The following is a 20,843-nucleotide window of genomic DNA, read 5'->3' as shown; positions in this document are numbered from 1 at the left end:
CAAAATTTTAAGTTTTAAAAATGTTTTGATAGCGCTTCATCCGACCTAAGTGAACCGATCAAGGTGCCAAACGTTCCATTTTCCAATCTAAATTATCTATCAAAGCGTATCTAATACGATCATGCAAGCGATTTGGTCTTCCCTGCCAGAACTCCATAGATTGAGGTTTAATAATGTATCCGCCCCAATTATCTGGCCGTAAAACCTCTTTATTCTCGTATTCGTCCTCTAATTTCTTCAAACTATTCTCTAAAACCTCCCTAGAAGAAATAACAGAACTTTGCGGAGAAACCAAGGCACCCAACTTACTACCCTCTGGGCGTGACTCAAAATAACCATCAGATAAATTTTCTGCTACTTTTTCGGCTTTACCCTTTATAATAATCTGCCTTTCCATATTAGGCCAAAAGAAAGAAATACACACATTAGGATTAGCAGCAATGGCTTTACCCTTCTCGCTGTTATAGTTTGTATAAAAGATAAATCCTTCGTAGGTAAACTTTTTCAATAGCACTACCCTGCTTTTGGGATAGCCATCCAAACCAATAGTAGAAATGGTCATTGCATTAGGCTCATCTACTCCGTCCGCTGCTTCGGTTTCATAGAACCATTTCTGAAATAATTCCATTGGATTGTCAGAAATAGAACCCTCCAAAAGGGCGCTTTTTTCATATGATTTTCGGTAATCTCCTAAATCTTTTTGCATAATCTTCTTTGCTAAAATCCTTTTACCCAAAGTTCAGCAAAAGATTGGTAACGAAGAAGTAGGAAGGAAACTAAAACTCAAAAAACTTACCATCATCGGCAAGCTCAACATTTGGGAAGATTTCCAAGGCTTCTTCTTTAAAAAGCTCAATGGATTTGTAACGCGTAGAATAATGCCCTAAAATGAGTATCCCCACATTGGCGGCTTTAGCAATAGCCGCTGCTTGCTTTGCTGTGGAATGTTTTGTTTTTACCGCTAAATGTGCCTCAGATTCTAAAAATGTAGATTCATGATACAATGCTGTTGCGTTTTTAATTTGATATACTATATCTGGCTTATACCCCGTATCACTACAATACGCATAACTTTTTGGAGCTGGCGGATCAAAACTCAATTCTGAATTTGAAATTATAGTACCGTCATCCAGCGCTACATCTCTTCCATTTTTAATATTTTGAAAATATGCTTTATCAATCTTATATTTCTCAACAGCTTCTGCATTAAGTTTGCGCTCACCTAATTTCTCTTTAAAAAGAAAACCGTTGGTATACACTCTATGACTTAAACGAATGGTCTCTACCGTAACTTTATCATTCTCAAAAATAACCTCCGGCTCCTTACTGGTAAGCTCATGAAAATATAATTGATAATTGGTCCATGAATCTCCGAGCTTCAACAAAAGCGTAATAGCCTCTTTAATTCCTTTTGGACCGTAAATATGTAATTCCTTATCTCTTCCTAACAAACGAAAAGTTGAAACAAGACCGGGCAAACCAAAAAAATGGTCGCCATGCAAATGAGAAATAAAAATATGGTTGATACGAGAAAACTTCATCTTATGTTTCCGTAACTGTACTTGCGTGCCTTCTCCACAATCAATCAAAAACATATGATTTCTGACCTCCAACACCTGAGAAGTAGGGTTGGTCATTGTTCGTGGTGTTGCTGCGTAGCAACCTAGAATCTGAAGTTTCATTTTTTCTAGTTCTTAGGCGAATATATTAGCGCGTCTTCAGCTGTAAATTGCCCTTTAAAACTAAAAGCATATGGAGATTCTCCGTGGTCGTTAAGATATTGAAGACGCTCTTTTGCTTCTTCCGGAGTGGGCTCATGACCTTCCTTAGTATACCATAAACACATGTGCATGTCAGACATGTTATGAAACCATTCCTTTTTTCTTTTCATGACTCCGGCATGCTGCGAAGCATATGTAAAATTGAATAAGGCTTCTTTAGATTCCCAAACAGACATATTAATGATCAGAAAATTATCCTCAAAAACACGCAGTGCAGTAGCATCGTTTTCTTCACCTTTTAATCTCCAAACAAACCCTGTACTTTTATCCGCAATGGCATTTATACGGTCTAGGTCGTTAACAAAATCAGCCATTACAGGACTGTCTATAGGGGCTAACATTTTAGCAATGTTTACTTGAGCTAGGTGGTAGTTACTCATAAATCTAAATCTCGTTCTATTTCTTCCATTTCTATAACATCGCGTGCTTCTTGAATAGTTGGCACCACTATTATAGCGTCTGGCACCTCATCATAAGAAACTTTGTCGGTTACCAAAACAAAGGATTTCTTGGCTTTTTTATGCAAATCGGAAATCTGCAAAAACTCAAGAACATCATCTGCCTTTAGTTTTGAAAAGGAAAAAAGGTTTATGATAATATTGTCATTTTTTATTTTTGGATAAGCGTCATTTAAGTTTTTCAAGAAAATAGAAAGTGTGGTCTTTTCTTGAGAAACGATGGTCGTGGTACCGTCTGATTCAAAAATCATACTTTTATTATTTTATTTTTGAAGCTAATAAATAAATCACTGCCATACGAATGGCAACTCCATTTTCTACTTGATTTAATATGATGGACTGTCTTGAATCAGCCACATCACTTGTAATTTCAACACCTCTGTTTATTGGTCCAGGGTGCATAATTACAATCTCTTTATCTAAACTATTAAGTAATTTTTTGTTAACACCAAATTGCTGTGTGTACTCCCTTGTTGTGGGAAAATAACTAATATCTAGTCTTTCATTCTGAATACGCAACATGTTAGCCACATCACACCAATTTAAAGCCTTTCTTAAATCAGCCTCTACCGTTACTCCTAAAGATTCTATATGCTTCGGAAGTAAGGTTTTAGGTCCGCAAACTTTTACATTTGCCCCTTGTAATTTTAAAGCGAAAATATTAGATAACGCTACGCGGGAATGCAAAATATCACCAACGATCACCACATTTTTACCTGCTACGTCTCCTAACTTTTCACGAATAGAATATGAATCCAAAAGTGCCTGTGTAGGATGCTCATGCGCGCCATCTCCTGCATTTACTATGGATGCCTTTACATGTTTTGAAAGAAATATTCCAGCACCAGGATTAGGATGGCGCATAACCACCATATCTACCTTCATAGAAAGGATGTTATTGACCGTATCTATTAATGTCTCCCCTTTTTTTACAGATGATTGTGCCGCTGAAAAATTAATGACATCCGCAGAAAGTCGTTTTTCAGCAAGTTCAAAAGATAATTTTGTTCGGGTACTGTTCTCAAAAAAGATATTGGCAATAGTAATATCTCTTAAAGAAGGAACCTTTTTAATAGAACGGTTGATAACTTCCTTAAAATGGTCTGCGGTCTCGAAAATGAGTTGAATATCATTCTCATTTAAGTATTTGATTCCTAATAAGTGTTTTACACTCAGTTCAGCCATTTCTATTTATTTATCAAATATATCGCGTCTTCACCGTCATTCTCTTTCCAAAGAACCTTAACCTTTTCCCCGTTTATAGCATCTACTTGCCGCCCACGGTAATTAGGTTGAATAGGCAAATGTCTACTAAAACGTCTATCAATTAGTGCCAACAACTCTATCTCAGATGGCCTCCCAAATGATTGTATTGCCGTTAAGGCCGATCGGATACTACGGCCCGTATAGAGCACATCGTCTATAAGCACCACTTTTTTATCCTCAATTAGAAAATCTATCTTGGTTTTGGTTGCTTCTAGCGTCTTATCTCCTCTTCTAAAGTCATCTCTATAAAAAGTGATATCCAGAAAACCGAGTTTAATTTCCTTTACGCCATACTCTTCTTGCAATATTCTCTTCAATCTTTCTGCCACAAAAATACCCCTAGGCTGAAGGCCTATGAGGACGGTATCTTTAAAGTCTAAATGATTTTCAAGGAGTTGACATGCCAAACGATGGAGTATGATGTTTATTTCTTTTTCAGAAAGAAGTACTTTTTGACCCATACTGCTTTATTGCTTTAGCTTCACAAAAATAGGGAATTCTGCTTACAAAAAAAGTGACATTTAAAATGTATGTTCTTTTCTTATGAACTATTAAAAATTTTGAAAGAAACCCATTGTCTTCCAATAGGCTTAAAACCAAAAAAAATCCCCATAACCAAAAGGTTATGGGGATTTTATATAAATTGATGTAAGATTTAACTCTTACCTTCCATCTTATCCTTCAATGCTTGAAGAGCTTCGTTAGCATCACCTAATGTTGGCTTAGCTTCGTCTGCAGATGCAGCAGATTTCTTTTGCTGTGCTTTAACGTTACGTTGCTCTTCCTCACGGAAAATAGCAGTGTGACTTGCAACAACACGTTTGAAATCTTTATTGAATTCAATGATCTTAAATTCAGCTTCGTCTCCTTTGCCTAATTTCTTACCATCTTCCTTCTCTAAATGACGTTGCGGAACGAAAGCAGTGATATCTTCATTAAAGTCTATTGTAGCACCTTTATCAACGATATCGGTAATAGCAGCTTTATGAATAGTATCTACGGCAAATTCAGCCTCGTATTTATCCCAAGGGTTCTCAGTAGTCTGTTTGTGACCTAAGCTAAGCTTACGACCAGCAACATCCAACTCTAACACTTCAACTTCCATTTTGTCTCCTACAGAAACAAACTCAGATGGGTGCTTGATTTTCTTAGTCCAAGAAAGGTCAGAAATATAGATCAAACCATCAATACCTTCTTCCATCTCAACAAAGACACCAAAGTTGGTAAAGTTTCTTACAATACCTGAATGTTTAGAACCTACAGGATATTTAGTAGTAATATCTGTCCATGGGTCTGGAGTCAATTGCTTGATACCAAGAGACATTTTACGATCTTCACGATCCAATGTCAACACAACAGCTTCTACTTCATCACCAACTTTCACGAAATCCTGAGCTGAACGCAAGTGCGTAGACCAAGACATTTCAGAAACGTGGATCAAACCTTCAACACCTTCAACAACTTCAATAAATGCACCGTAATCTGCGATTACAACTACTTTACCTTTTACTTTGTCTCCAATTTTGATTTCTTCGCTCAAGGCATCCCAAGGATGTTTCTCCAATTGCTTCATACCCAACTGGATTCTAGATTTGTTCTCATCAAAATCAAGTATAACAACGTTGATTTTCTGATCCAATTCTACAACCTCGTTCGGGTGGTTGATACGGCTCCAGGAAAGATCCGTAATGTGTACCAAACCATCAACACCACCAAGATCAACAAACACACCGTAAGAAGTAATGTTTTTTACAACACCTTCTAACACCTGTCCTTTTTCTAATTGGCTGATGATTTCTTTTTTCTGTTCTTCGATATCTGCTTCGATCAACGCTTTGTGAGATACTACAACGTTTTTGAATTCATGGTTAATTTTAACCACTTTGAATTCCATTGTCTTACCAACATACTGATCGTAATCACGAATAGGCTTCACATCAATTTGAGAACCTGGTAAGAAAGCTTCGATGCCAAAAACATCTACAATCATACCACCTTTAGTTCTACATTTAACGAAACCACTAACAATTTCTTCATTATCGTGGGCCGCATTTACACGATCCCATGCCATAATGGTTCTAGCCTTTCTGTGAGAAAGTACTAATTGACCACTTTTATCTTCACGGATATCAATAAGAACTTCAACCTTATCACCCACTTTTAAGTTTGGGTTGTAACGGAATTCATTCAAAGAAATAACACCTTCAGATTTAGCATTGATATCTATAATCGCCTCACGGTCGGTCAAATAGACAACTCTACCTTGAACTACCTCTTCATCGGCAGTATCTACGAAGTTTTCAGCTACCAACTTTTCGAATTCCTCTAGTTTAGAGTCATCTACTTTTTCAATACCTTCTTCGTACTTCTCCCAATTAAAGTTTTCCAAAAATTCTTTTGGATCTTGTTTAGGGGCTTGTTCTTTTACTTCTTGTTTTGCCGCAGTAGTATCCTCTACCTGGGCAGTTGTTTTTTCTTCAGCCATTTGCTGATTATAAATTTGTATTCTACGACGTCACAAGAGTTAAACAATAATCGCAGAAGTTGTTATATGTAATTTTTTTATCTTTCCTTTTCGCTCTTGAATTCTTTGTAAAAAAGGAGTGCAAAAATACATCTTTTTTATTAGTTTACCAATCCTTCTTATGATACCATTCTTTTTACGACCTTTTTTTAACCTTTTTATACGTAAAACCGTGGTTTTATCGTTATCTTAGGGACAATAATATTAACCATTAAAAAGTATTAAGTATGAGCGTAAAAGCAAAATATCAAGAAGTTTTAAATCTTGGTGAACAATTGGGTATAAAAAACGGAGACGTTTCTGAAGAAAACGGTGTGCTGAAAATTAAAGGCGAAGCTGGAACCCCATATGAAAAAAACTTGCTTTGGGATAAAATTAAGCAGTTAGGTGGCGAAAGTCCTTCTGACGTAAAAGCTAATATTTCTGTTACGGATTCTTCTATCTATGCCAGACACACTGTTAAAAGCGGTGAATCTTTGAGTAAGATTGCAAAACAATATTACGGAGACCCAATGAAATACAAGCAGATTTTTTCTGCCAACACTGGCGTATTGAGCAACCCAGATGTAATTCAGCCTGATCAGGTTTTAGTTATTCCAAATTTATAAGGAATAGTATACAACCAATTAAATAAAAAAAAACCTGCCAGATTTATATCTGGCAGGTTTTTTTATACTTTTTCAATATAGCGCTCGGCTATACTCAACAGCCGTTCAAACTGCTCTTTGAGGCCCATATCGCTATTATCAAACTCTATAGCGTCATCTGCTTTTCGTAACGGGGAAAACTCGCGATGCGAATCTATAAAATCACGTTTTTCCACATTTTCCAGTACATCCTTGTATAAGACTTCCTCTCCTCTATCCAACAACTCCTTATATCTCCGGGTAGCCCTTGCCTGAGGTGATGCGGTCATAAAAACTTTTAATTCTGCATCAGGAAAAACTACGGTACCAATATCTCTACCATCCATAACAATTCCTTTTTCTTTGCCCATACCCTTCTGCATCTCCACTAACTTAAAACGCACCTGTTCAATCTCGGCAATTCTACTAACAAATTTAGAAACCCGCATAGTGCGTATCTCTTTCTCTACGTTCTCATTGTTTAAGTACATTTCAGAAAATCCTAATTCAGAATTAGGAACAAAGTGTAACTTTATTTTTGGTAATAGTTTTACCAAATCTTCTAACCGCTCTTCTCCGTCTCCAATAAAATTATTGCGCATAGCAAACAATGTTATTGCTCTGTACATGGCTCCCGTATCTACATAAACGTAGCCTAATTCTTTGGCCAATTGTTTAGCCAACGTGCTTTTTCCTGTGGAAGAAAATCCATCTATTGCAATCGTAATCTTAGACATTAGAGTTTTTTTGCGTTCTTAACTTTTTGATTTGTAATGGCTAAATCTACCACTTCATGCATGTCTGTAACATAATGAAATGTAAGACCCTTAAGATACTCTTTTTTAATTTCTAAAATATCTTTTTCGTTGTCTTTACAAAGAATCAATTCTTTAATCCTCGCTCGCTTAGCAGCAAGAATTTTCTCTTTGATTCCACCAACAGGCAATACTTTACCTCTAAGTGTTATCTCGCCAGTCATAGCCAAACTCTTCTTAACCTTTTTCTGGGTAAACAAAGATACTAAAGAGGTCAACATTGTAATACCTGCACTAGGCCCGTCTTTTGGAGTAGCACCTTCAGGCACGTGAATATGAACATTATATTTATCAAATACTTCGGGATTTATTCCAAATCTTTCCGCATTGGACTTAATGTATTCCATGGCAATTGTTGCCGATTCCTTCATTACCTTACCTAAGTTTCCGGTAATGTTTAAAGTGCCTTTACCTTTTGATAAGATAGATTCTATAAAGAGAATATCACCTCCAACACTTGTCCAAGCAAGACCGGTTACAACACCTGCTACATCATTATTTTCATACTTATCACGCTCTAACCTAGCTGGCCCTAAAACCTTTTCGATTATTTCATTGGTGACTTTTACTTGGTATTCCTCTTCAAATGCAATATTCTTGGCCGCATAACGCACCATTTTTGCAATTTGCTTTTCCAAAGAACGCACGCCAGATTCACGCGTATAGCCTTCTACTATTTTTTCTAATTGAGGTTTTGCTATAGTCAGGTGCTTAGCAGTAAGACCATGCTCTTTTAACTGCTTTGGAAGTAAATGCCTTTTGGCAATTTCCACCTTTTCCTCAATAGTATAACCTGTAACGTTTATGATTTCCATACGATCACGAAGCGCAGGCTGGATTGTACCTAAGTTATTCGCCGTTGCTATGAACATCACTTTAGAAAGGTCATAACCCATCTCCAAGAAGTTATCATAAAACTCACTGTTCTGTTCTGGATCTAAAACCTCTAGCATAGCAGAAGAAGGATCTCCTTGACTACTACTGGATAATTTATCTATTTCATCTAGAATGAAAACCGGATTGGATGTACCCGCCTTTTTAAGGCTCTGTACAATTCTACCTGGCATAGCCCCAATATAGGTTTTACGATGCCCACGTATTTCCGCTTCATCTCTTAATCCTCCTAAAGATATTCTTACATATTCTCTACCTAGAGCTTCTGCTACTGATTTACCCAAAGAGGTTTTACCAACCCCAGGAGGTCCGTATAAACACAGAATTGGAGACTTCATATCGTTTCTCAGTTTAAGAACTGCTAGATATTCAATAATACGACGCTTCACATCCTCAAGACCATAATGATCACGATCTAATATTTTCTGCGCCCGTTTTAAATCGAATTTATCTTTTGAAAACTTGTTCCAAGGTAAGTCTAGAAAAAGGTCTAAATAATTTCTTTGAATAGAATACTCAGCAACCTGAGGGTTCATTCGTTGCATTTTGGCCAATTCTTTATCAAAATGCTCTTTTACCTTAGCATCCCAATTTTTCTTCTTGGCCTTTTTACGCATCTCAAAAATCTCATCATCATGCGAAACTCCACCCAATTCTTCCTGAATGGTTTTCATTTGCTGATGCAAGAAATACTCACGCTGTTGTTGGTCCATGTCATTTCTGACCTTAGACTGTATATCATTCTTCAACTCCAATTTTTGAAGCTCAAGATTCATGTGCTTTAGTGTAGCAAGCGCTCTTTCTTGGAGGTTATTTATCTCCAATAATTCTTGTTTTTCTTTTACCCCAAGGTTAAGATTAGACGAAACAAAGTTGATTAAAAACGAATTACTCTGAATATTCTTTATGGCGAAAGAAGCCTCACTTGGTATATTAGGATTATCTCGAATAATCTTTAGCGCCAAATCTTTAATAGACTCAATAATCGCTAAAAACTCAGGTTCTGCCTGATTAGGCCTTTCCTCATTAGTATCCCTAACCGTTGCGGTCATATAAGGTTCCTCCGTAAGCATTTCTGCTACTTCAAAACGTTTTTTACCCTGAAGTATAACCGTTGTATTTCCGTCAGGCATTTTTAGCACCCTTAATATACGTGCAACTGTACCCAGAACATTTATATCGTTCACCGTTGGATTTTCAGTGTCCTTATCCTTTTGAGATACAACACCTATAACCTTAGAACCTTTGTTCGCATCTTTTATTAAATTGATGGATGAATCTCTACCAGCTGTAATAGGAATAACAACTCCAGGAAACAAAACGGTATTACGTAAAGGCAGTATAGGAAGTGTCTCAGGCAAAGCCTCATTATTCATTTCTTCCTCATCTTCTGCAGTCAAAAGGGGTATCAGCTCAGCATCCTCATCAATGGCCTGTAGCGACATATTGTCAAAATTCGTGAATTTAGGATCTCCCATAGTATTATTTGCGGTCATTCTGTCATTTTAGTGACAGAACCCTTAGTTATCTATTAAAATCATATTCATTAAAAGCGCTGTTATCATTACTGTAACAACTAATAGCGCCTTTTCTATCTGTCCATAATTGGCAATTCTTATGCCATACCATGCTACCTTCTACAAAATCTTCCTTCACCACTAAAAACCCGTTAAAATAGACAAAGCCCTAAGAAAGGGCTTTGTCTATTTATAATTTAAATTCAAAATTATTTTTTCAAAAACCGTTTTGTATAGTTTTTTCCATTTATTAAAGTGATATGTAATTGATAAACTCCTTTTGTAAGCATAGAAACATCTAAAGACTGTGTATCATAACTATATGCGTTTTCAATATTCTTAGTATTAAGTACCTGTCTACCTTTCATATCAAAAATAATTATCTTAGAAATCATCTCCCTAGGCATTCCCATAATTTGTACATTATCCAACACTGGGTTGGGAGCCAAAAGAATATCGTCTCCATTTTCAGAATAAGTCATATAACTATCTGGTGTAATAGAACCTTTTAAAGACGTAGCATTCGAGGTTAAATCACAAGACATTACCTCTACTTCAGATAAGTGAAGTATTCCGTTACCCGAAAGTTGAATGCGAACATACCTACCTTCTGTTACTAATTTTAAAGTTTCCATAAGATTGGCATTCCCTTCAAAATAATATTCAAAAATATTCTCATCTTGTTGTAAAGATTCTAATGAGGCTCCCACAGCAAAAGGTGTTTTTGAGATAAAAATATAGAAATTGTTCAAACGCGATTCAAAACCGTTGCTTCTATTGTATAAGTGTATTTCTTCAACCCCTCTTTCTTTTCCTAAGTCTAATTCCCACCAAGGTCTATTTTCATTAGTGGTATGCTGAAGGTCACCGGACCAGGGAGATTCTCCTTGAATATTCCCATCGATTGCAGCAGATGCATACCCATTGCCATAGGTACTAGACTGAGTAGCTGTTCCATTTATCGCCAAATTAGCCATCACACAACCCGAATCACTTAAAATATTAACCTTGATTTCAATAGTTTTTGATTGAAAACAACCGGCACCACTATTATGTGAGTACGTAACCGAATAACTACCAGGGCCTATTGAAGGGTCAAAAGTACCGTCAGAACTAAAGCCTGACCAAATTCCCCCGTCTATATTAGCAATTAATGTCTGCAATCCATCCGTACTAGCAAAAGGTCCTACATTCTCGAATACTATCTCCTGATTATCCTCACATTGCGACGAGTCCATTACACAACCCATTACCTCTACTTCCGACATATGTAAAATTCCAAAGGAGGAAAGTTGAATCCGCAAATACCTTCCTTCCGCGTCAAACCTCAAGTGCTCCTCAAGACCAGCTTCCCCACTAAAATGGTATTTGTAAATATTGTTATCCTGCTTTAATGACGCAAGCGAGATTCCTGTCTCAAAAGGTGTTTGGGAGACAAATACGTAAAAATTGTTTAACCGTTCCTCTAAGCCATTCGCACGATTATAAATGCGTAATTCTTCTATGGCACTGCTCGTTCCCAAATCAAGCTCCCACCAAGGTTTATTCTCATTAAGGGTATGCTGAAGACTTCCTGTCCAAGGAGAAGTCCCCTCTGTTTCTCCATCTATTGCAACAGAAGCAGTGCCATTACCATATGTACTAGACTGTACGGCAGTACCATTAGCTGCTATATTAGACAATACACAACCTCTACTCCCGAGTGTGTTTACCCTTATTTCCGCTGTTTCAGTTTGTATACACCCTTTCCCGTTATCATATGTATATGTTACCGAATAAATACCTTCTCCAACACTTGGATCAAAAGTTCCATCTGTGCTTATTCCTGACCAAGTACCACCTGTTGGCATTGCTTCTAGAGTCTGTATCCCATCTGTATCAAGATATGGCCCTATTGCTATAATACTTGGAGGGTCAATACCCGTACAAGAACTATTAACGGTTATATCTCGGGTATATGATTGGATACAGCCAATCCCATTATCAGAAGTATAGGTAACAGAATACGTACCAGGACCCTTACTGGGGTCAAATGTTCCATCAGTACTTGCTCCTGACCAAGTACCTCCCAATGGAGTCGCTTCTAATATTTGTATTGTGTCATTAGCTATAAATGGACCCGAAGGACGTATGTCTGGAGGAAGGACACCTTCACATTTAGAGCTACCTAAAAAGCATCCTTGTACTTCTACTTCTACCAGATTTAAAATTCCACTACTTGATAATTGAATTCTAATGTATCTACCATCTGTATTTAAAGGAATCGTTTCTTCTAAACCAGCTTCTCCTTCAAAATAATACTCAACTATATTACCATTGCTCATTAAACTTTCTAATGTAGCTATTGAAGAAAATGGTCGTCTTGATACAAAAATGTGAAAATTATTCAATCTAGATTCTAAACCATCTCCTCTATTAAAAATTTTTAATTCATCAATTATGTAATCTGACCCTAAATCCAACTCCCACCAAGCCGAATCTTCATTTGTTGTGTGCTGCACATCCGGCACCCATGGGGAAGTACCTGTTGTAATCCCATCAATGGCTATAAATGCTTTTCCATTTCCATATGTACTGGATTGAATTGCTGTTCCTCCCAATGCTACGTTTGAAAAAGTACAGCCACCATCTACGACAATATTTGCCCTCGCTGTAAATGCTCCATCATTGGTTTTAGCTGTAATTATTGCAGTTCCAGTAGCTATAGCTGTCACCTTACCATCTGAGTCTACAGTTGCAACTGATGGGTTATTCGTTGACCAAGTAACAAGTTGGTTTTCTGCATTTGAAGGAACTACTGTAGCTATTAGCTCTTGTAATTCACCCGAATCTAATTCAACAGCCTCTTCCGATAAAACTACGCCCGATGTCAAAACTAAAGGCATCCCAACCAATATAGACTCTGCTACTGAGGGTACACCTTCATTGTTTAAGGCAAATAACATATAATATCCAGGGGGCAATATATTTCTATCTGGAATATTCAGACTATAATTTCCATTACCACTAAAACTAATAGGTACTCTTCTTTGCTCATTATTTGTACTGTGAGTAGAAGAAGACATTCTAATTAAACTAAATTCTGATATATCATCACTTCCTGAAACTTGAATTACACTATTATAATCCGCAGATTCTGGAGCGTTTATAGTGGGCCTATCCGCCAAATCACCATTTGAATCAAATAAATAAGGAGGACTGAATATTTCAGCGTCCAAGTGATTCGAGCAACTATTACATAAACCTCCCCCTCCTGCAAATACTCTTCCATCTGCCTGTAAAATGGAAACACTATGATAAGTACGCGGTACGTGCATACCTGCCAAGGTTCGCCAGCTATTGGTTTCGGGGTTATAAACTTCTGCATCTAACCTTGCACCATCATCCGTGAAAACCCTAGCTGTACTAAGGCCTCCTGTAACCAAAACCTCTCCATTTGGCAATACTACACTATTCTGCATTGTTCTGCTAAAGGAAAGATTATTTACTGTAGGTATAACTACTACATTGTTTTCATCATTAATATCAATTACAAAAGAATTATCCTTAGCCGCATCACCACTTGCATAAGAGGTAGCGCCCCCAGTTTTTAATAATTTTCCAATATCGAACATTACCGTATTCCCTTTCATTGAATATGTGTCGTTCAATCTTTTTCCAGCTTCTTCAAAAGATCCTTCTCCACTTACATCTATCCAATGCATCTCCTCTCCTGGGCCAGCATGAAAAATCTTTCCATTAGGTGCTGCCCACAACCAAGCATGATTATCGGCTCTATACACCCCTTCTTCCTCAAAGGCTAAGTCATTTGAATTGAAAAGAATATCACTCTTCAAACCAGGTAAAATTTTCCAACCCCTTTCCTGCCTCCATATTTCAGCGATTTTTTCGCCATTTGGTGCTAATCCACCACTCCAAGACCCTCCTATTACCATTGCAGAACCATCTGACAGGGTAACGGCACTATGATATCCTCGCCCAATGTTCATATTGTCCATTGGCATCCAGGTGTCTGTTGTATAATCATATAAAGTTGCCTTTGGATTTGAAGAGCCTCCCGTAACCAATATTTGTCCGTTTCCTAAATTATTAACCCCCGGGCAGAACATGTCATGATTGGTGGTTGTTACTTTCTCCCCCACTGGCTGTCCATTCACACCTAAAAAAGGGTCAAATATTTCTGTATAAGTAAAACCATCAGCACCACCAAAATAATTCTTATACTTTGAGGACCATGTGATTAATCTTCCATCTGGAAGGTTAGCAACCGCTACAGGAACTATTCCAAAAGGTATGGGTTCGCTCCATCTACCTACTTCATTTAAAGGCTTCTTCACAGTGATTGAAACATTATCCATGAATCCACCGCCATTAGTAGTTGCCATGACTTGGGCGACACCTGCACTAAGTGCAGTCACAATACCCAAAGAATCCACAGAAACAATCGTTGGGGAATCCGTGGACCAAATGATATCTTTATTATCGGCATCGGAAGGAAATAAGGTTGCCGTTAGCATTGCATCGAATCCTTCAACTATTTCCAAACTGTCAGGAACGATCTCTATTCTGGTAACCTGTATCGGCGCTCTTAAAACTTCCACAAAAGCACTCGAAATGAAACCGCCGTCATCAGTAGTTGCCATGACCGAGGCCGTTCCCGGAACTAGTGCCGTGACCGTTCCCAAGGTGTCCACAGAAACAATCGTTGGGGAATCCGTGGACCAAATGATATCTTTATTATCGGCATCGGAAGGAAATACGGTTGCCGTTAAAATTGCATCGAAGCCTTCAACTATTTCCAAACTGTCAGGAACGATCTCTATTCCGGTAACCTGTATCGGCGCTCTTAAAACTTCCACAAAAGCACTCGAAATGAAACCGCCGTCATCAGTCGTCGCCATGACCGAGGCCGTTCCCGGAACTAGTGCCGTGACCGTTCCCAAAGTGTCCACAGAAACAATCGTTGGGGAATCCGTGGACCAAATGATATCTTTATTATCGGCATCGGAAGGAAATACGGTTGCCGTTAGCATTGCATCGAAGCCTTCAACTATTTCCAAACTGTCAGGAACGATCTCTATTCCGGTAACCTGTATCGGCGCTCTTAAAACTTCCACAAAAGCACTCGAAATGAAACCGCCGTCATCAGTCGTCGCCATGACCGAGGCCGTTCCCGGAACTAGTGCCGTGACCGTTCCCAAAGTGTCCACAGAAACAATCGTTGGGGAATCCGTGGACCAAATGATATCTTTATTATCGGCATCGGAAGGAAATACGGTTGCCGTTAGCATTGCTTCGAAGCCTTCAACTATTTCCAAACTGTCAAGAACGATCTCTATTCCGGTAACTGGTATTTGACTCTGTACGTTTACACTAAAATTTAATACTAATACAAAAATGAAGAGCTTACTCGACAAAAGAAGATTTATTCCCTTAATCATCTCAATTTGGTTGGTTAGATGTGATTCATAATTAATTTACCAATCCTTAATTTTCATCCATAAAGAGGCTTTTTGGTAAAAAGCAGACTTTTGACAAATAATTTATTACAAAACTCTTCTATAAGAACAGTTTGAAAAATTATAAAAAAAAGAATTTAATTGGGGGATTCGACAAAATTAAACTATGCATTAATATTGCTATTCCGGTTATCGTTTAAAGGACTTTTAAATTCGACGAATAGTAACATGATTTTTTTTTACATCAACTGTAACAATCCATAACTTACATCATCTATAAAGAAACCATTCACTTTTTGAGCCAAGAAAGAGAACATATTGATGCATTATTACAATTGTGTCTAGACGGAAAGCAAAGTGCCCAGCTCGAGGTTTATAATCGGTATTACAAAGCCATGTACAACACGGCAGTACGAATTGTAAAAAAGAGCGACGAAGCCGAAGACGTCATGCAAGAATCATTTCTGAGCGCGTTCACGAAACTTCATACGTTTAAAGGCGAAGTTGCATTTGGTTCTTGGTTGAAGCGTATTGTAATAAACAACAGCATTTATCAGTACAGAAAGCAGCAGAAAAAAAATGAGGTTGCTTTAGAAGATGTGTTGTACAAGGTCGAAGATAACGAAATAGGTATTGCCGACTCTCATGCGTTTACAGAACCGAAGGCTCAAAAAGTGATGGAAACCATGAAGCGATTAAAAGATAACTATAGAGTTTCTTTGACCTTACATCTTATTGAAGGTTATGATTATGAAGAAATATGTGAGATCATGAATATTAGTTATTCAAATTGTAGAACTACTATTTCTAGAGCTAAGGAAAGCTTAAGAAATAAAATGACGGAAGCTTAAGATGAAAGAAGATAATATAGATAACCTGTTCAAAAACCTAGAAGGTTCTTTTGACCTTGAGGCTCCTGCCCATGGTCATGAACAACGATTTTTGGAAAAGCTAAATGCCCGAAAAGGCATTAAGACCTTACCAAGTAAAAACAAGGCATGGTGGAAACCTTTATCCATTGCAGCTTCAATCGCCATTGTATGTGCAACTACATTTGGGATATTTAATTCTCAACCTTCTTTAGAGCAACAGGTTGCAGAAATATCACCAGAAGTATCACGTACAGAGTTTTATTTTGCCAGTCTTATTGAGGAGCAGGTTAATGAGCTTAAAAATGAAAGTACGCCCGAAACCAAAAAGATTGTTGAAGACACTATGGTACAGCTTAAAAAGCTAGAAAACAATTACAAAAAACTAGAACAAGACCTTATTAACGGTGGTAACAGCAAGCTTCTTTTGAGCGCTATGATAACCAATTTTCAAACTCGTATTGACCTCTTACACGAGGTCCTCAATACTATTGAATCTATAAAAAACTTAAAAAATTACGATAATGCAGAAACAACTATATAACTTCATTGCTATACTTTTATTCATGCTTCCCGCTTTCCTTTTAGCAAATAATGGGGAGTTAAAAGGCAAGTATAAAAAAGAAAAGACCATAAAAAAAGAGTTTGAGGTAAATAGCGATGCCCTGTTAGAAGTCAATAATAGCTATGGTAACCTGAATATTATTTCTTGGAACGAAAACCGTATTCTTATTGAGGTTCACATTACGACCAATAGCAACAATGAAGAAAAGGCCCAAGAGAAACTAGATCAGATTTCTGTGGATTTTGAATCTAGCCAAAGTGCCGTATCTGCAAGAACTATTTTTAACGAAAGTAGAAGTAGATGGGGTTGGAACTGGGGCAATAGCAACAACGTGAATATGCAAATTAATTACACCATTAAACTTCCTATTAAGAGTAATATTGACTTGGATAATGATTACGGCAGTATTAGCATTGATCGTATTGACGGCCATGCAAAAATAAGTTGCGATTACGGCAGGCTAGATATTGGAGAGCTTCGCGGACGTAACAACCAGTTAAATTTTGATTACACCTCAAAATCTACTATTTCATATATGAACAGTGGTAAAATCTCAGCAGATTACTCGGGATTCAATATAGAAAAAGCAGGGGATTTGATCATTAGTGCGGACTACACCAACAGCTCTGTAGAACAGATGGACAACCTACAATACTCCAGTGATTATGGCAAAATAGAAATTGGAGAAGTCAATAACATAGAAGGTAATGGCGATTATATAAATGTGCAATTAGGAACAATTCATGGTAATGTGGATATCTCGGCAGACTATGGCTCATTGAAAATTGCAAACATGGCAAGTGATGCCGGAAACATGCAATTAAATACGGATTATACAGGAGTAAAAATTGGGTATTCCCCGGACTATCATTTTAATTTTGAAATCAGAACCTCATACTCGGGTGTGAGTGGTAAGGACGATTTTGAAATTAATATTAGTGAAGAAAAAAACACAAGTAAGTATTATAAAGGCTTTTATGGTTCTGACAATAGCGGCAATTCCGTATCTATTTCAAGCGACTATGGCGGCGTATCATTTTATAAGAATTAAATCATCATCAAAATCAAATTAAAACAAACAGTCATGAAAAATTTTATCGTATTAGGTTTAGCATTAGTAACATTATCCTGTTCAGCCCAATGGGGAAAAGGTGTAAGAGGCAATGGAAAGATAGTTTCCATAGAACGAAACGTTAGCGACTATGATGCCATTACCATTTCCGGGTCTTTTGATATTGACTTAGTTAGTGGTAGCGAAGGAGAACTTGTGGTTAAAGGAGAAGAAAATCTATTGGAATACATTATTACAAAGGTAGAAAATGGCAAGCTAATTATTAAAGTAGAAAAAGGGGTTAATCTAAAACCCTCATTGCACAAGGGAGGCTTACATGTACAAGTTCCCGTAGAGAGCATAGATGCTCTTAGCTTGTCTGGTTCTGGAGACATTGTTGGTCATACGACACTAAAAACAGCTGATTTTAAAACTTCCATGTCCGGTTCTGGAGATATAACTTTAGATGTGGATACTGAAAATTTAACCGCCAGCATGTCCGGCTCGGGAGATATGAACCTCAGCGGCAATACTCGCGATTTTAAAGCTACAATTTCTGGCTCAGGAGATATTAAGGCCTATGATTTAATTGCCGATAATGTAGAAGCTACGGTTTCCGGTTCAGCCGATATCAAAGTTACTGCCAATGAAAAGTTGAAAGCAAGGGTTTCTGGTTCGGGTGATATTCATTATCGCGGCAATCCCAAAAAAGTAGATACAAAAACATCTGGTTCAGGAGATATATCTGGCGAATAATACATCAAAAAGCGAATACTATAGTCATCAAATTAAGCCTCTTCTAAAGGGGCTTTTTTATTGACCCTTGTTAAAAGAAACATCCCTATTAAGAAAAATAAGCCTAAAAATATTATTGAATATCTAATACTTCCGGTTATCTGAGCTATATAACCATAACTCAACATCCCGATAACAATACCTATTTTTTCTGAGACATCGTAAAAACTGAAATAAGAAGTGGTGTCTACCGCATCCTTAGGCAAAAGCTTGGAATACGTAGATCTAGACAGAGATTGTATACCACCCATCACAAGACCAACTGCCGCAGCGGTAATGTAAAACTCCATTGGAGTTGTTATTGTGTAGGCAAAAATGCAAATGAAAATCCAAATTAGATTCAAAACAATTAATGTATTGATGTTCCCAAAATGGGAGGAACAGCGCGATGTTACGAAAGCTCCCAAAATCGCCACAATCTGAATGAGCAAAATACTTACAATAAGCCCCGTAGTTGAATCCGTTGTACCCCAATCAAGTTCTTCTATTCCAAAATAGGTAGCAATTAGCATAATAGTCTGTACAGCCATACTGTACACAAAAAACGCTCCCAGATATCTCTTTAATGGTACGTTGGTTTTGATTTTCTCCCAAATAAGCTTCAATTCTTTAAAACCGTTAAATAGAATATCTTTTGTAAAAGCCTCCTTTTTATTTCCTTTTGGCAAGTGGTAATAACTATACTGACTAAAAACAATCCACCATATGCCCGTTAAGACAAACGAAAGTCGGGTTGGTGTGGATTCATCTTCAAAACCAAATGAATCAAACTTTAAAATCATGGCCAAACAGATAATCAAAAGCACCACACTACCAATATAACCCAAAGAATAGCCTTTAGCACTAATAGCATCTTGCTGCTCCGGAAATGCTATATCTGGCAGATAAGAATTATAGAAAACAAGGCTAGACCAAAAACCAATCAATGCGGTAAAATAACAAAGCAACCCAAACCATAGGTAATCCATACTAAACCAATACAACCCTATACAAGATATGGCTCCCAAATAGCAAAAGAACTTCATAAAGATTTTCTTGTTGCCCACGTAATCTGCTATTCCGCTTAAAAACGGGCTCAGAAAAGAAACCACCAAAAATGCCGCTGCAGTAACATAACTGATTAAAGTATCATTATTAAAATCGGTACCCAAGAAGTGAACCGTATCGTCTAGAACTCTACCTTTCTCATCTTTAACCAAGGTAAGCGCTCCATAAAAAATAGGAAATATTGCTGACGAGATTACGAGGTTGTAAACTGAATTGGCCCAATCATAGAACGCCCAAGCATTCAGAAGTTTTTTACTTCCTTTAGGAAGGTTGGTTTTTGGCATAATGGTATAAAAAAACCGTTCTTTTTGAGAACGGTTTTAAATATACAATAATTGTTATGATTTACTGAAAAGAGGTAACTCCAAACTTCTTAGCTTCAGCTCTAGCTGCGGGAGCCCATTCAGTAAGATTCTTGATTCTAGTATCATTAGAAGGGTGCGTACTCATGAATTCCGCTGGAGCATCTCCTCCACTGTTGGCTTTCATACGCTTCCACAATTCTGCTGCTTCTGTTGGATCGTAACCCGCTATTGCCATAATCTGCAAACCTATGCGATCTGCTTCGGTTTCGTGACTTCTACTAAAAGGTAACATTACACCAACTTGAGAACCGGCTGCATAAGCTTGATTAAAAATTGCTAATTTTTGAGGGTCTTTAATAGCTACGCTACCAGCAACAGCACCTGCCTGCTGTAAGACACCAGCACTCATACGTTGCGCACCGTGATCAGCCAATGCATGTGCAACTTCATGGCCCATTACAACCGCAATACCCCTTTCACCTGCGCAAATAGGTAATATTCCTGTATAAAAAACAATTTTACCACCTGGCATACACCATGCGTTTACAGTTTCATCATTCACTAAGTTATATTCCCACTTGTAATCTTTAAGGTAACCTGCATACCCATTTGCAGTCAACCATTTTTCAGCAGCGGAAGATATCCGTTGACCGACTTTGGTTATCATTTTTGCTTCTGCTGAACTTTCTACCACATTATTCTCGGTTAAGAATTGGTCGTACTGCGCAAATGCCGTCGGAAAAATTTGACTGTTTGGGTAAAAATTCAATACTTTTTTTCCTGTAAACGGATTCGTTTTACATGAAGCGACCCCCAAGAAAAGGGCTAAAACTAAAATTATCTTTCTCATTATGGTTGTGTTTATACCTGC

17 protein-coding genes are annotated in these 20,843 nt (G+C 37.5%); 5 read left to right on the top strand and 12 right to left on the bottom strand.

Features of this window, described 5'->3' with window-relative positions; all coding sequences use genetic code 11:
- Positions 1-58: 58 nt before the first annotated feature.
- From pdxH to rpsA, 7 genes are all read right to left on the bottom strand, one after another.
- The gene (gene pdxH / locus IWB64_RS11755; protein WP_194534180.1) at positions 59-706 is read right to left on the bottom strand and encodes a pyridoxamine 5'-phosphate oxidase; all 648 of its coding nucleotides are present in this window, start codon (positions 704-706) and stop codon (positions 59-61) included.
- Positions 707-776: 70 nt separating this feature from the next.
- A complete protein-coding gene (locus IWB64_RS11750; RefSeq protein ID WP_194534179.1) occupies positions 777-1,682 on the bottom strand; it encodes a ribonuclease Z in 906 nt (301 codons plus the stop codon).
- A gap of 5 nt (positions 1,683-1,687) precedes the next feature.
- Complete coding sequence (locus tag IWB64_RS11745; RefSeq protein WP_194534178.1) at positions 1,688-2,161, bottom strand: DUF3291 domain-containing protein; 474 nt, start codon at positions 2,159-2,161, stop codon at positions 1,688-1,690.
- Positions 2,158-2,490 (bottom strand): ribonuclease Z, encoded by a 333-nt coding sequence (locus IWB64_RS11740; protein WP_194534177.1) that lies wholly within the window; start codon positions 2,488-2,490, stop codon positions 2,158-2,160. Before IWB64_RS11740 ends, IWB64_RS11745 begins: the two co-directional genes overlap by 4 nt.
- Positions 2,491-2,497: 7 nt before the next feature.
- Positions 2,498-3,424, bottom strand: coding sequence for an aspartate carbamoyltransferase catalytic subunit (locus IWB64_RS11735; protein WP_194534176.1), 927 nt, complete (start codon positions 3,422-3,424; stop codon positions 2,498-2,500).
- A 2-nt stretch (positions 3,425-3,426) separates the two neighbouring features.
- Positions 3,427-3,966 carry a bifunctional pyr operon transcriptional regulator/uracil phosphoribosyltransferase PyrR gene (gene pyrR / locus IWB64_RS11730; protein ID WP_194534175.1) on the bottom strand — a complete coding sequence of 180 codons (540 nt, stop codon included), beginning with the start codon at positions 3,964-3,966 and terminating at the stop codon, positions 3,427-3,429.
- Positions 3,967-4,160: 194 nt separating this feature from the next.
- Positions 4,161-5,990, bottom strand: coding sequence for a 30S ribosomal protein S1 (gene rpsA / locus IWB64_RS11725; RefSeq protein ID WP_194534174.1), 1,830 nt, complete (start codon positions 5,988-5,990; stop codon positions 4,161-4,163).
- Between the two features lie 266 nt (positions 5,991-6,256).
- Between rpsA and IWB64_RS11720 the strand changes: the two genes are divergently transcribed.
- Positions 6,257-6,637 (top strand): LysM peptidoglycan-binding domain-containing protein, encoded by a 381-nt coding sequence (locus IWB64_RS11720; protein ID WP_194534173.1) that lies wholly within the window; start codon positions 6,257-6,259, stop codon positions 6,635-6,637.
- A gap of 62 nt (positions 6,638-6,699) precedes the next feature.
- On the opposite strand, the gene cmk is transcribed toward IWB64_RS11720, so the two are convergent.
- The 3 genes from cmk to IWB64_RS11705 all read right to left on the bottom strand — a co-directional run bounded on the left by cmk (position 6,700) and on the right by IWB64_RS11705 (position 15,322).
- Positions 6,700-7,392, bottom strand: coding sequence for a (d)CMP kinase (gene cmk / locus IWB64_RS11715; protein WP_194534172.1), 693 nt, complete (start codon positions 7,390-7,392; stop codon positions 6,700-6,702).
- Positions 7,392-9,842 (bottom strand): endopeptidase La, encoded by a 2,451-nt coding sequence (lon, locus tag IWB64_RS11710; protein ID WP_194535869.1) that lies wholly within the window; start codon positions 9,840-9,842, stop codon positions 7,392-7,394. Before lon ends, cmk begins: the two co-directional genes overlap by 1 nt.
- Positions 9,843-10,090: 248 nt before the next feature.
- On the bottom strand, positions 10,091-15,322 hold the full coding sequence (locus IWB64_RS11705; protein WP_194534171.1) for an Ig-like domain-containing protein: 5,232 nt from the start codon (positions 15,320-15,322) through the stop codon (positions 10,091-10,093).
- A gap of 314 nt (positions 15,323-15,636) precedes the next feature.
- On the opposite strand from IWB64_RS11705, the gene IWB64_RS11700 reads away from it, so the two are divergent.
- Genes IWB64_RS11700 through IWB64_RS11685 form a run of 4 tightly spaced genes read left to right on the top strand, consistent with a single transcriptional unit; the run spans position 15,637 to position 18,581 of the window.
- The gene (locus IWB64_RS11700; RefSeq protein WP_194534170.1) at positions 15,637-16,191 is read left to right on the top strand and encodes an RNA polymerase sigma factor; all 555 of its coding nucleotides are present in this window, start codon (positions 15,637-15,639) and stop codon (positions 16,189-16,191) included.
- A 1-nt stretch (position 16,192) separates the two neighbouring features.
- Positions 16,193-16,753, top strand: a complete 561-nt coding sequence (locus tag IWB64_RS11695; RefSeq protein ID WP_194534169.1) for a hypothetical protein — start codon at positions 16,193-16,195, stop codon at positions 16,751-16,753.
- Positions 16,734-17,825, top strand: a complete 1,092-nt coding sequence (locus tag IWB64_RS11690; RefSeq protein WP_194534168.1) for a hypothetical protein — start codon at positions 16,734-16,736, stop codon at positions 17,823-17,825. The genes IWB64_RS11695 and IWB64_RS11690 overlap by 20 nt, the downstream gene beginning before the upstream one ends.
- A gap of 33 nt (positions 17,826-17,858) precedes the next feature.
- The gene (locus IWB64_RS11685; RefSeq protein ID WP_194534167.1) at positions 17,859-18,581 is read left to right on the top strand and encodes a head GIN domain-containing protein; all 723 of its coding nucleotides are present in this window, start codon (positions 17,859-17,861) and stop codon (positions 18,579-18,581) included.
- Between the two features lie 32 nt (positions 18,582-18,613).
- Here the strand turns inward: IWB64_RS11685 and IWB64_RS11680 are convergent, their stop codons facing one another.
- Together IWB64_RS11680 and IWB64_RS11675 are read right to left on the bottom strand one after the other, a co-directional pair.
- The gene (locus IWB64_RS11680; RefSeq protein ID WP_194534166.1) at positions 18,614-19,951 is read right to left on the bottom strand and encodes an MFS transporter; all 1,338 of its coding nucleotides are present in this window, start codon (positions 19,949-19,951) and stop codon (positions 18,614-18,616) included.
- Between the two features lie 61 nt (positions 19,952-20,012).
- On the bottom strand, positions 20,013-20,822 hold the full coding sequence (locus IWB64_RS11675) for a M48 family metallopeptidase (protein ID WP_194534165.1): 810 nt from the start codon (positions 20,820-20,822) through the stop codon (positions 20,013-20,015).
- Positions 20,823-20,843 lie beyond the last annotated feature (21 nt).

It is taken from the genome of Zobellia nedashkovskayae, from assembly GCF_015330125.1.
GTDB classification, from domain to species: domain Bacteria; phylum Bacteroidota; class Bacteroidia; order Flavobacteriales; family Flavobacteriaceae; genus Zobellia; species Zobellia nedashkovskayae.
This window is presented reverse-complemented; position numbering and strand designations above follow the sequence as displayed.